Source organism: Bdellovibrio sp. MYbb2, assembly GCF_056175685.1.
In genome coordinates, this window is sequence record NZ_JBJKJI010000001.1 from 164,857 (window position 1) to 177,563 (window position 12,707).

Genomic DNA, 12,707 nt, shown 5'->3' on the forward strand with positions numbered 1-12,707 from the left:
GGGAACTTTTAACAGCCTAGAGCAAAGCTCCCTGACAGGTCACGACTTTGCCGCCGAAGTAAGCATAGTTTCTTAAGGCCGAGATAATACCGTCTTTAAATCCTTTCAAGGCCGGCAAAGACGCTCTCAGGCCCTCCATACGGAAAAGATAATATCGGGTCGCATGATCCTGATAAACGAGGAAAATACCAATCCCCGGAGGCATGGACATTCCCGTCGAAGCCGCCCAACCGAACTGACTCGGCCCCTGGCGAAAGACACCCGTCGCGCCCCCATACATGGTGGTGTTTTTCTGATGAGTGAAAGCACCGTCACGTTTTTCAAACACAAGGCCATAAGTACCCGCCGCAGAAATCTCGGCCACACCGGTCAGGGTTTTCTTCAGGCGTTCAACGTCCATGAAAATTTCAAAGACCATTTTGGATTTGCCGTCTGCGCCCACTTGGCGGGAAACCCCTGCACCCAGGCCCAGCATATAAAAGAATCCACCGGATTCAGGAATGAAGCGGCCAATGCTTCTGCCACGAAGCGCTTCCATCACCTTCTGCGGCAGTGCCAAGCCGGCCCCCACAGAAACCATCATCGTCCCGCCTTTCACATTACTGCGGGAAACGACATGAGAACTTTCATAGAAACGATTGTTCAGTTCATTCAAAGCCTTGTTGATCTTGCCTGGTTTCAAACGGAAGAAAGACAGCACGCGCGCGAACTTACCCAGAAACGCTGACTTCTTCGCCAGGAACTTGGCGATGTCGGCATCAGAAAGTTCCAGCAGTTTTTCCAGCTCCGCTTCAGTGCGCGGGCCTTCAAATTCATAAAGCTTGTCAGCGGGAATTTCAGCCGTCATCGCAGCACGGGCTCTTTCCACAAAGGCCTTGCGGTTGAAGTCCTTGTCAGCTTCCACCACTTCAGACAAATCCAGCTTTATCACCGCTTCATCAGGCATGTCGGTGCGCGGGGCTTTCTGGGATTCAGCTTGGTTGGGAGCAGATTCAAAAAGCAGGAGATTGGCGTCGTCTTCGGCATAGGCATGAGCCCCGGTCAAAGAAACGGCAGCGATCAAAAGCAGGCTTTTGAAAAGGGTACGAATGGCCATGGGATCTCCTGTTCCCCTTTAAAAGAGCAACGAGCATACCAGCTGCCAAATAAGAGAAAAGCCCTTAAACGTCCATTATCTCTGCTAAATTGCTTATAAGGCACGGCCAGGTGATGGCCCCAGTCAGCCCTGTGACAGGAAACCCAAAATAGGCACCTGGGGGATCTATCGGAAGTTTTCCAGAGGGATGTCTTTTCCCAGCCAGCGCAGCATGATGCGGGCATAGTCGTCGGAGGCTTTCAGCTTTCTTAAACCCCGATCCAGCTTTTCACGCAGCTCGCGGCTTTGCGGATGAGAGCGGGAAAAGTGAACATAGATAGGCTCATTGCTCAGCTCTAAAACTGTCGCCACTTTGCCGCGGAACTGCGGGTTTCTTTCCAGGTAATAGTACAAAACCATCTCATCAATGGCAGCGTAATTTATCCGGCCAGTCACCACCAACTTCAAAGAAGTCATGTCGTTGGCGGTGAAGTGTTTCAGGATCTTTTTGTTGTCGTCGAATTCCTTCCCGAACGGAAAGCCACTGGGCAGAGCCACAGTTTCGCCTTCAAGATCGCGAACGGTCCTGATTGTCCTGGTCTTTTTTACATGGCGGTTGGTGACAATCAGTCCACGGCTGCGGAACAGGTGCTCGTCAGGGAACGAATACTTTTCAACCAGCTCCTGATTTTTGGCCGAGTTAAAACAGGCCGGTTCTTTCCCGATGGCGGTCAAAGCCAGACAGCGCAGATAAGGCACCTGCAACAGCTCTATTTCAGAAGACTCAAGCTCAAGCGCCGCACGCACCAGATCCACCGACACCCCCTGCAGACGTCCGCCTTCCACATAGGAAAACGGCGGCCAGTTGTCCTCGGCAAGGACACGATAGCTCTTGGCCTGCGCACAAGCGCAAACCAGCAGGATTGATAGAATCCACCACAGACGGGTCAAACAAAGCTCCTCTGAATTAAATAAGTAAATACAAAATAGTTTTAAAAACCCCTAGTTACTTGTTGGAAATCAAAGCCCAGCGGGTGGATCTGTGTTCCGCCAAATTTCCGTCCGTAATGATTGAAATCTGGTAATTACCCTTTTTTCACAAGATTCACGGGGAATTGACGGCCCCCGGTGAAAGGCGTATTCCCTGTCCCACTTTTTTAAATCAAAAAATAAGGAGTTATTCCATGAAAGCTATTTTCGCAGTTTTGATGCTTGTTTCCGGTTCCGCATTCGCAGCCCCATCTGAAGTTGTTTCTTCCCGTATTTCTGACGAGTACTATGTAGACTTCATCAGCTGGTGTGATTCCAACAACGTAATGGGCCAGGACAGCCAAGGCCAAACTTACGTAAAATACAACTGCTCTGAGTACGCTCAAACTTGCCGCCAGACAGTTACTCACCGTCACAACAGAACTCTTTACTTCGCAGCTTGCTCTGACAAATAGTTCTGATTCTTCAAAATTGAAGACAAAAAAAAGGTGCTCTCCGAAGGAGGCACCTTTTTTATTTCCCCGATCCCAACCCTCAAACCGAGCGCCAGCGGCTGGTCAAAAGGGTCCATATGCAAGGCGGAGGTGGGCCCTCGCAGCGCAGGCGTGCTCCAAGCACGTCGAAGCGAGAAGGCCCGCCGACAACGCAGTCAGATGGGCCCTTTTCACCAGCCGCTAGTAGTCGACGGTTACGCCGGCGCCGATGATTCCGCCTGAAAAATCGACGTCTTCGCTGAACGTCTGCAACTGGCGGTATTCCAAAGACAGCCACAGGTTGTTGATTCCGTATTCAGAGCTCAGGGTGAAAGCGGTGTCGTCGCTCATCGCCGCGATATTAAACAGCATGCCACCCGCGCCGTACACACCCGGCGTTCCCACCAGGGACGGCGACTTTCCGTCGTCACGAATTTCAGCCACACCGATATAAGTGCCACCGGCAGAAACATACGGCGCAATCCACTGACGATCACTCCACTCCAGACGATACACCCCACCCACATTGATCGGAATCGCCAGGAAAGAATATTCTTCCTTCGCTTCCTGATTCGGGAACTGTGGATCCGGGGTGATAAAGCGTCCCTGGCCCGTGGCATACATCAATCCAAGACCGACTTGAACACCCAGACTGCCATAGCCGTTGAACGGCTTCCATTCATAATCAAACATGAACATCGCCTGAGACGATCCACCGTACATGGAATCATAGTTCGTCACGCCATCGGCCGAATCAATCTTCGGAGGATCCATCATCCCCACACGGAAAGTGCCGGACTCTTTGGATGCCGAAGGCGGCTTCACACGATAAACGTAGGCGCCATCTTTGGTGATGGTCATCAGACCCTTGGCTGCCTGCGGATGCTGGATGTATTCCACCCCGCCGCTCTTGGACTTGCGAACCACTTCGACCTGCGGAGTTTTCTTCACCGGAGCCACTTGTTGAGTTGGTTCTTCCGGGATAACAACCGGAGCCGCTTCTTCAACCACTGCCGGGGTTTCTTCCTCAAGCATCAGATCTTCTTCGATATTGGAATCACTGGGGGTCTGTTCGTTCAGATTCACGGTGCCGGATTCTTTGGTTGGAGCGGCACTTTGAATCTCGTCCTCGATTTGCAGGTCTTCACCTTCAAATTCGGTTTCTTCCTGAACGAACGGCGGTTCTTGCGGAGGACCCTGTTCCTGGGCCTTGGCAGCCTGGAAAGACACAACCGCCAGCAGAACTACAAAATATTTATGCCAGGCATTCACGCTTCACCCCGTGTTCTGCGACCGACGACAAAACGACGGTACATTTCATAAACGGACACACCTGTCAGAACTGCAAACAGCAAAGTCGCCCATAAACCGAAAGTCACACTCAGGCGGGCAAAGAACAGCAACGGCCACAAAGCTGTGCGCACCGCCGATTTTGCGAATTCATTTTCAGCGATCAAATTGGCATAGAACGGACTGTGCTTGTAATAAAGTTTAACAAACTTGGTACCGACACTGTTGCTCAGAAGGTATTTGTTGCGGAAGTCACGGAAGCTTTGAACTTCCGGGGCCATGTCGCTGCCAAAAGCTGCGGTGGCGATAAAGCAGCTTTTGTCATCCAGAAGGCCGACAACTTTAGAAGGTGTCGCACACAGGCTGATTGCATCCACTCCACCGGTTGTTCCTGGCAGTGGGGAATAATAAGAGACAATTCCGGTCTTGTCCTGATTGGCCATGACCATGCAATAGCGGATGTCATTTGTTAAACCATCGATGCGGTTGTCTCTTTCCGGATCGACCAGCTGAATATAACCAGAGGCATTTGAGATGCGCGCGATGGTGGTGTTGTCGTCTTCACCATCCAGCTGTTGTTCATAGAAGAACACCGGACCTGCGTATTCAATTCCCGGAGCCGTCGTTGCTGGATAATCCGGAGATCTGCGCAACTGATCGGCGTAAATCTTTTCATCCCCACGATAAGAACTGAAATAGCAATAACCCGATCCTGCCAAAGCCGTGTCGTCGTCCGTCGGACAGTTGGCGTAAACCCAGTCTGACCCATCGGTTTTCGCCACACGACCCATCACTTTGAAAGTCATCAGGTCATTGGTGGTCGTTGAATCGGTCGTGGTTTTAAAGCCCACAGAAAGTTCACCACTGAAATCCGCAACACATCCACCGCTTTGACCCAGCTTCTGGCACAGCTCACCCCAGGTGACCTGCACATTCAAAATACCATCAGCCAGAGTTGGATTGATGGAAGGGGTCAGCGTGTCTTCACCCACTTTAACAATCGCATCGGCCAGTACGGCTGACGTGTTGCTGGATTGAACGCGGATCGTGATACGAAGATTGTTATAGGCATTTTTCTTATTGCACGGCCATAGCTTGGAACTGGAAACCGTTTCACCGCTGCAGCTGTCACAAGTCGCGGCCGAGTTCGCATCGGCAGTACAAGTTCCGGCAAAACCCGCATACAGCGTGGTCTTGGTTTCAGTTGTTGCCAGGTCAATGCGAGAGGCTCCATCCACAGAAACAAGTGTGATCGTGGCTAAAGCCGGCGCGGAAAGCAGCATTCCCCCCAACAAGGTGGAAAGTGCAAAAGTTCTAAGGTGATGCTGATATCCCGTCCATGGAAGTCTCATCCTTTAATCGAACCATGCTAAGGTCCGGAAGTCAAAAACTGCCCCCCGCCCCGACCTAAGTCGGCACAGCCGGGCAGAGCTGGAGCGCCGGCAGGCGCGCAAGCTGAAGCAGCTTCAAATTAAAAAGGCCATCGTCAGATGGCCTTTTTATCAGCTAAAGAAGATCTTTTCCGCGATCTGGATGCCGTTCAAGGCAGCTCCTTTGCGGATGTTGTCAGAAACGACCCACATCAGCCACATCTTGGGATTTTCCGGATCACGGTGAACACGGCCCACATAGACCGGGTCCTTGCCAGAAACATCGCGGGCTAAAGGATAAACGCTTTTCTTGGGTTCATCCTGAACGACGATGCCTTCTTGCCCGGACAATGCCGCCAGAACTTCATCACGGCTGACGGATTTGTTCAAAGTCACCCAAACGGATTCACTGTGAGCATTCAAAGCAGGGATACGCACGGCGAATGCGGACACTTTAAGATCTTTTTGACCCAAAATCTTACGGGTCTCTTTCATGATCTTTACTTCTTCGCTGCTGTAGCCTTCGTCGTTGAAGGAACCAATTTGCGGGATGCAGTTGAACAAAATCGTGTGCGGGAAAGTTTTTGGATCCGTTGGTTTTGGATGATTGGACGTCTGTTCGATCAATTCATCATGACCGCCCTGACCTGCTCCGCTCACCGCCTGGTACGTGCTGACACGCACTTCTTCCAGACCGAATTTTTCAAGCAGAGGTTTCAATGCCACCACCAACTGAATTGTGGAGCAGTTTGGATTGGCAATGATCTGAGGTTTGGAATCCTTGTTCACCAGATCGCCGTTCACTTCAGGAACGATCAACACGGTGTTGGGATCCATGCGAAAGGCTGCCGAGTTGTCCACGGCAAAAGCCCCTGCTGCCACGGCCTTTGGGGCCCATTCAGCAGAGATGTCGTCTCCGGATGAAAAGAAAACCAGATCCAGCCCGTCAAAGCAGCCGTCCTTCAAAACCTGGCAAGGCCATTGCTGACCTTGCAATTCAATTTTCTTACCCAGGGAGTTTTCTGAAGCAAAGGGGCGCAGTTCTTCAATGGGGAAGCTGCGCTCTGACAGGATGTTCATGAAGGTTTGGCCGACCATTCCGGTCGCGCCCACCACACCGACTTTAAGTTTTCTTTTCATCTTTCTTCGCCTCTTCTTCCTCGTCTTCGAGGACCAGATCGCTTTCATGCACAGATGCAGGAGCGTACACGCTTGGCTTGATCTTACGGATGTTTTTTCCAAGTTTGAAGACACCGAATACAGCGCCCAAAACCGCGTAAGCCATGAAGAGAACGAACAGCATTACTTCCGGACGAAGTGCCACGACAACCAGAACACCGACACCCAGAATCAGGTAACGGAACGGCAGACGCTCTTTCAGATCCAGATCTTTAAAGCTGCGGAAGCGGAAGTTGGAAACCATCACCAACGCCAGCAAAATAGTCATTACCAACAAACCATAATTACCCAGCGGCTCCAATTCCAGATCCTGGAATGCCAGAACGGAGGAAGCCACGATACCCGCCGCCATTGGAATCGGCAGACCCTGGAAGTAGTTCTTTTCAACCACGTTCGCCTGAACATTGAAACGCGCCAAACGAAGAGCACCGCAGGCTACGAACAGGAAGCACGCCACCCAACCCAAACGGCCGAACGGTTGCAAAGCCCACAAGAACAACAACACACCCGGAGCCATACCGAAGCTGACCAGGTCACACAAAGAATCGTATTCCGCACCAAACTTGGAAGTCGAGCGGGTCAAACGCGCCAGACGGCCGTCCAACTGGTCAAACACGGCTGCGACAACGATCGCGTAAGCTGCGTAAAGATAGTTACCTTTGATGGATTGGATGACCGCAAAGAAACCGGAAAACAAATTCCCCGTGGTCATCAAGTTTGGAAGAATATAAATGTACATCGCCAAACGCTGAGCTTTGGCATCGTCGGAATCAATTTTATCAAGATGAGTATCAGTAGCCATTTTTCGTCCACCTAAGCTAGAAAATGTATGCGGCTGGAAAGGCGGATGGGCCCTGCTCCAGCCTCAAAGACATTAGCTTACGGCTGCGAAAAATCCAAAGAAATAAAACAGGATAGTCAATCCGACAGCGCTCATCAGAGGCAAAGTCAGATTGTCATCAAGCTTGGCGATAGGAATCAATTCTGCAAAAGCCCCAACCAAACCGGCAAACAAGCTGACCACAATCAGACGATCCATAAGGTAATTATGGTAGATCAGATAAATGAACGTGACAGCTGCGCAAACAAAGAACGCCGCCATGAATCCTTGAATGGATTTATGACCGAAGATCTTGTCTTTGCCGTAAAGAATCCCGAAGTAGCTCGCGATTGGATCGGCAAAAGCCAGGAACAACAGCGTCAACGCCACGATCGGACGAGGGAACAGGATATTAACAATCAAAACACCGCTGAGCAGGAAGGTTGTTCCCGCCAGTTTTTTCACTTCGCTTTGACGCATGATGGGCTTAAATGCGTGCATCGCCCAGTCATTCAAAGCAGGGTATTTCAAACGAAGAAAATCAAAAGGAACAAACAGACTCCACGCGACGATCAACACGGTCATGGAAACAGCCGGTGGCATGTACACATAAGCCAGGAACATCGCGAAGACTCCAGACATATGCCAGATCTTTCGAGCATAATGAATGTCCGAACGTTTTTTTAGATCCACAGGTTGGGTCAATCCTTCAATTAGCATCAGTATAAATCCACTTATTGTCCGCGCTTCAACGCAGGGACGGGGGCTAACTTAAAGGCAGAGTAACTGAAGATCAATTTAATTGATCTTACTCTAGCTGGATGCATTAAGATGTTGATTTTAAAGGACTAAATCTGGCTGGAGTGAACCAAAAGGACTTCCTCGACAGCCTTCCCGGAACGTTCACGATAGCGAATCGTGATTTCATTATCGCCCTTTTTAAGCTGGATCAGATCCGTTTGATATTTGTCAGTACCACGCAGGAAAATAGAAGCCGTGTAACCGTTGCTCTTATTAATGATCTCTACGTCGCCTTCCTTGAAGCCACGCAGACAGTTTTTACCCTCGAACTGGACATAACCGCTGTCCACGCTTAACGGGCTCAGGGCTTTTTTTGCACAGCTCAGATCAAACTGCGTCAGACGGCTGACCGCCGCCACTTTAGCACTCGGAATGCTGGCGGGTTCTCGGCCCCCGGCAAGTGCGGGTGCATTGGCTGTTTCAAACACCTCTTCTTCCGCCACGACAGCTGAATCCTCGGTCAAATTCATAAACGTCGGAATTCCCAAAAGGAGAACCAACACGAAAGTGACTATAATGAACTGAGTGTCTGAAGGTTGTGCTTTAAACATACCTTTTAATCATCGGAATACCGGCGCAGGACTTTAGCTGTGTCATTTTGAGATCCACCGATCAAAAAACAGCCAATTTGCTTTAGTTTTTCCACATTTCTTCCGTATTAAAGTCCAGGTACTTGGGGGAAAGTAACTATGAATGGCCGTATTCTTCGGAAAATTCGGAATTTTCGCGTCCTTTCGGCGTTGATCATCGCTTCCCTTACTATTGTCAGTTTCCAAAACTGTGCTCCACAAAATTCATTTTGCAGTGGCGAATGCGCTGAAGAAGGCTCCAGCACCGAGGCTTCCAAAGGCAGCGGCAGCAGCTCGGGCGGCCGCACCGATATTTGGGGCTCCCGTCCCGGCGGCTCTGGTGGCGTGAATATGGGTGGCGGCTCCAACTCTTCAGGTTCTGGTTCCAGCTCTTCCACGGGTGGCGGTGGCGCCGTCAATATTGGTGGTGGCGGCAGTGGCGGTTCCTCCAGTGGTGGCGGCATCAGTACTGGCGGAGGCAGCTCTTCCGGCGGCAGCGGTTCTTCCGATGGCACCTTCCGCATCACCCGTCAGCCTGAAGGCGTCAGTGTCCAGGAAAACGGCGACTTCCAATTGGATGTCACGATTGCCGGGGGAACTCAGCCTTATTCTTATCAATGGTATGTCAACAGCAAGGCCATTTCCGGCGGCTTTGGCAACTATGCGTTCTATTCCGGCAGTGCTGACAGCTGGAAAAACGAAGGCACCTATTATGTGATTATTAAAGACTCCAAAGGACAGAGCCTGCAAAGCACGATGGCGCGTGTGACGATTCTTGAGCCCACCGTGGGTTGCACTGCCGGCAAGTACTTCACTTTCACCAACGGCACCTACGATCAGGGATACAACTATTTCACTGAGTTCTTTGATGGTCCGCGCGGGAAATTCCTGCTGCATCAAAGCTATGACATTTACAATATGCTGTTCCCGTATCCCAGCTACAGTCAGCTGACTTACTTCAACGTTCCGTCGAACTTGAACTATCTGGACAAGACCTGGATCAGCTGCCGTTCAACGATTCCGCGCATTCACACACCAGCGGTGAATCCGAATTACTATGATTACGGGGATCGCTATGATGATACGTCTGAATGGAAGTATGACGGCAATATCGCCTTTGAGTGCCGCAACAAGAAACTGAAGATGATTTCAAACACCTGCAAATGGGTGCGAAGATAAAAAAAAGGGCTCTTGAAGAGCCCTTTTTCATTTCTATTTTTTATCGATACTGATCGCGAACTTTTTGACCCCGGACCCTTTGACGATATCCAGAAGTCCGACCACTTTTCCGTGCGGCACATCTTTGTCCGCTGAAATGATGGCCTGAACATCCGCGTTCTTGCCCACTTCTTCCGTGGCTTTGGCGCGAACATCCTCTTCCGTCACGAAGGTTCCATTCAGGTTGATGCGTCCGTCAGCAGTCAAAGCAATATTCAGCTTGCTCGGAGCTGTCTGATCACCGCTGGCTGCTTTTGGCAGATTCACGTTGATCGTGGGCTTCATAAACATGGGTGCCGTCACCATGAAGATGATCAGAACCACAAGAATGATGTCCACGAGCGGAACGACGTTAATGTCCGCTATGGCTTCATTATTGTCGCTGTTATTAAATGCCATTTTTAAACACCTTTTTTCTTAGCGTAAGCCAGGCACAACTCTTTCACGCTTTCCAGATTCTGGAACACACCACGAACCTGTTTGCTGTAATAGTTGTACGCGGCCACCGCCGGGATCGCCACGAACAGACCCGCTGCCGTTGCCACAAGGGCCATAGAGATACCCGCCATCACCGTCTGTTGACCCGCTTCAGGAGCTGTCGCCAGATCGTTAAAGGCTTTCATGATACCCAAAACCGTACCGAACAAACCGATATACGGAGCATTGGAACCAACTGTTGCCAGGAAACCCAGGAATTTTTCCAGCTCTGGACGCTCAGTCAAAGCAAAGGTGTTGAAGATTTCAGAAAGACCTTTGCTGCCAGCGTCTCTCATGTGCTTCAAAGCGTAACCTGCGGCACGGCCTTCGATAGAGTTTGGATCTTTCGCCAGATCCTCCACGTCTTCAAGGCTGTTACTTTGAAGTGCCAGCTTGATGCGAGCGCGCACTCTTTGCGACTCTGCGGAGATTTTCTTCAGGGCAAAATAACGCTCCAGAATCATGCCGATGCTCAATACGCTGAGAACAAGCAAGATCCACAAAACGACCTGATCCGCCAAGTGAGCAATAGTAAATATCTTTTCCGTGAGCATGGGTGATTCCTCCAAATCTTTGACTGCGCTGTCTAATTGATCCATTATCACTAAAACCATTACATACGGTCAAGGTATGCGGAAAATCATTTTAACTCTCACACTCTTCCTTCTGAGTTTGGTCCAGCTCTCGTGCCAAACAAAAGACAGGAACTCTATATTGATCATCGCGGTGGACGAATTGACCATCAGCGACGTCAATTGCAGTCAGGATCCTTCCGAGAGGTCTGGTTTTCAATTGCTTTGCAGTGAATCGGTCCGCTTCACTCATGCCTTTTCCCCATCACCGTTATCAGTTCCGGCGTTGGCCTCCCTGCTGACGGGTCTTTATCCTTATCAACACAAGGTTCGCCACAACGGTGGTCCGGGCTTGGCTGCCGAAGTCGAGCTGGCTTCCGAGGTCGCCCTGGATCAGGACTACCGAACCAGCTTCTTTTCTGGGGGCGCCCCCGTCTTTCGTCGTACCGGGCTGAATCAGGGCTTTGAACTTTTTGATGACAATATAGTTCCCAGCTTCCGCAGCCTGATTCGCCCTTTTAAACAAAATGCCGATGCTTTTCGACAATGGGTTTCTCAGGATGTCGGAGGTATGTCCTTTTTCAGCGTGATCTATGTTCCGGATTTGCTGTTCACCACAACTGAGACCCTGACGGATCTGGGCGAAGCCCGCAACTTAAGCTTCGAAAGTCAGCGTGAAGAACTTGATGAAAGCCTTTTTGAACTGTTCCAGGAACTGAAATCCAGCGGCCACTGGGACAGCACCACTATTTTCCTGGTCGGCCTGAACGGGCACACCGGCAACGATCGCCCTAAAGAACTCAGCTCCATGAACCTGCACGGTGAAAACACCCAGGTGGCGTTGTTCATCAAACCGTCCCAAAAGAAAAAGCGCGACGAAGCCATTCACTGGAAGATCGATCAAAATGTCAGCTTGGTGGACGTCGGGCGCACACTGTTCCATCTATTGGGTGAAAGCATCGTGGATCAGGCACCGCAATCCTTCCCGGCACAGTCACTGACTGAAGTGATGAAAAGTGCCACGGCCACTTGGCCGGAAGACCGTCCATTGCTATTGGAATCCGGGTGGGGTCTGTGGCGCAAAGCCGGTCCTTTAAAAACAGCAGCGATTTCCAATCACGTTCTTTATATCAACGATGAAAAGCCCCGCCTGTACAACACTCTGGTGGACCGCTTTGAAACAAACCCATTGCCGCTGTTGCAGGAAAGTATTTTGCCAACCACGCAAAAGCTGCAAAACCTGCTTTATCGCAATCAGTTCGTGTCCTTCCCGCCCCTGCTGTCGGAATGGACCACCAAACTGAGCCTGCCCTATTCCCGCTGGATGCGCGCCGATCAGGAAGATCTGCTTTTGAAAGATCTGAAACGCCTGCAAAGTCAGCAACCCGGCAGTCTGGATCTTTTGAACTGGACAGCACAGATCGCCTTGAACCGCAAAGACTGGGATACTTTAAAGCAACTGGGTCAGAAGAATAAGATTTCAACCTGGCAGTTTGTGGCGGAAAAAAATCTGAATATAAAAACCGCGAAAGTCACCGATGCCTGCTTTGATCTGGTGACGGTGAAGACCATTGGCACTGACAATCTGAAAAACTGCAACGATGCGCTGTTTTTGGAATGGATCGACTGGATCCGCGCTGATGCCCGCGGACTTTCACGCGAAACCCAGCGCAAGCGCTTTGAAAGATCCTTCCGCAACTATATGATGGATCAGCAGATTCAGCGCAATAACATTGCCGCCGGTCTGATCTGGGATACATCCCGCGACAATATCTTCGCCCCATCGCGCGTGGAACTGGCACTGGCATTGCCGGAGTTTTCAAAACTGCGCAATCAGGTTTACAAGTCCCTGACGATCGAAGAACTTTAATTT

The 12,707-nt window shown here is 50.6% G+C and carries 13 protein-coding genes; 3 read left to right on the forward strand and 10 right to left on the reverse strand.

Annotated elements, in window-relative coordinates; translation table 11 throughout:
* Nucleotides 1–16: 16 nt before the first annotated feature.
* Both AC04MQ_RS00810 and AC04MQ_RS00815 read right to left on the reverse strand, forming a co-directional pair.
* On the reverse strand, nt 17–1,096 hold the full coding sequence (locus AC04MQ_RS00810; RefSeq protein WP_015089669.1) for a hypothetical protein: 1,080 nt from the start codon (nt 1,094–1,096) through the stop codon (nt 17–19).
* 165 nt (nt 1,097–1,261) lie between these two features.
* Entirely contained in the window at nt 1,262–2,026 is a 765-nt protein-coding gene (locus tag AC04MQ_RS00815) for a substrate-binding periplasmic protein (RefSeq protein WP_015089668.1), read from the reverse strand.
* A gap of 233 nt (nt 2,027–2,259) precedes the next feature.
* Here AC04MQ_RS00815 and AC04MQ_RS00820 point away from each other — a divergent pair, with 233 nt between their 5' ends.
* Nucleotides 2,260–2,520, forward strand: coding sequence for a hypothetical protein (locus AC04MQ_RS00820; protein WP_015089667.1), 261 nt, complete (start codon nt 2,260–2,262; stop codon nt 2,518–2,520).
* 219 nt (nt 2,521–2,739) lie between these two features.
* Here the strand turns inward: AC04MQ_RS00820 and AC04MQ_RS00825 are convergent, their stop codons facing one another.
* The 6 genes from AC04MQ_RS00825 to AC04MQ_RS00850 form a co-directional block, all read right to left on the reverse strand.
* On the reverse strand, nt 2,740–3,810 hold the full coding sequence (locus tag AC04MQ_RS00825) for a hypothetical protein (RefSeq protein WP_015089666.1): 1,071 nt from the start codon (nt 3,808–3,810) through the stop codon (nt 2,740–2,742).
* Nucleotides 3,807–5,180 (reverse strand): CFI-box-CTERM domain-containing protein, encoded by a 1,374-nt coding sequence (locus AC04MQ_RS00830; RefSeq protein WP_148278674.1) that lies wholly within the window; start codon nt 5,178–5,180, stop codon nt 3,807–3,809. Before AC04MQ_RS00830 ends, AC04MQ_RS00825 begins: the two co-directional genes overlap by 4 nt.
* 150 nt (nt 5,181–5,330) lie before the next feature.
* The gene (locus AC04MQ_RS00835; protein WP_015089664.1) at nt 5,331–6,338 is read right to left on the reverse strand and encodes an aspartate-semialdehyde dehydrogenase; all 1,008 of its coding nucleotides are present in this window, start codon (nt 6,336–6,338) and stop codon (nt 5,331–5,333) included.
* On the reverse strand, nt 6,322–7,179 hold the full coding sequence (gene pssA / locus AC04MQ_RS00840; protein WP_015089663.1) for a CDP-diacylglycerol--serine O-phosphatidyltransferase: 858 nt from the start codon (nt 7,177–7,179) through the stop codon (nt 6,322–6,324). The genes AC04MQ_RS00835 and pssA overlap by 17 nt, the downstream gene beginning before the upstream one ends.
* A gap of 72 nt (nt 7,180–7,251) precedes the next feature.
* A complete protein-coding gene (locus tag AC04MQ_RS00845; RefSeq protein WP_226987909.1) occupies nt 7,252–7,839 on the reverse strand; it encodes a diacylglycerol/polyprenol kinase family protein in 588 nt (195 codons plus the stop codon).
* A 206-nt stretch (nt 7,840–8,045) separates the two neighbouring features.
* The gene (locus AC04MQ_RS00850; protein ID WP_015089661.1) at nt 8,046–8,549 is read right to left on the reverse strand and encodes a hypothetical protein; all 504 of its coding nucleotides are present in this window, start codon (nt 8,547–8,549) and stop codon (nt 8,046–8,048) included.
* A gap of 138 nt (nt 8,550–8,687) precedes the next feature.
* Between AC04MQ_RS00850 and AC04MQ_RS00855 the strand changes: the two genes are divergently transcribed.
* Nucleotides 8,688–9,746 carry a hypothetical protein gene (locus tag AC04MQ_RS00855; protein ID WP_051026257.1) on the forward strand — a complete coding sequence of 353 codons (1,059 nt, stop codon included), beginning with the start codon at nt 8,688–8,690 and terminating at the stop codon, nt 9,744–9,746.
* A gap of 33 nt (nt 9,747–9,779) precedes the next feature.
* On the opposite strand, the gene AC04MQ_RS00860 is transcribed toward AC04MQ_RS00855, so the two are convergent.
* Nucleotides 9,780–10,184 carry an ExbD/TolR family protein gene (locus AC04MQ_RS00860; protein WP_041576891.1) on the reverse strand — a complete coding sequence of 135 codons (405 nt, stop codon included), beginning with the start codon at nt 10,182–10,184 and terminating at the stop codon, nt 9,780–9,782.
* A 2-nt stretch (nt 10,185–10,186) separates the two neighbouring features.
* Entirely contained in the window at nt 10,187–10,816 is a 630-nt protein-coding gene (locus AC04MQ_RS00865) for a MotA/TolQ/ExbB proton channel family protein (RefSeq protein WP_011163060.1), read from the reverse strand.
* A gap of 160 nt (nt 10,817–10,976) precedes the next feature.
* Between AC04MQ_RS00865 and AC04MQ_RS00870 the strand changes: the two genes are divergently transcribed.
* The gene (locus AC04MQ_RS00870) at nt 10,977–12,704 is read left to right on the forward strand and encodes a sulfatase-like hydrolase/transferase (protein ID WP_235046231.1); all 1,728 of its coding nucleotides are present in this window, start codon (nt 10,977–10,979) and stop codon (nt 12,702–12,704) included.
* Nucleotides 12,705–12,707 lie beyond the last annotated feature (3 nt).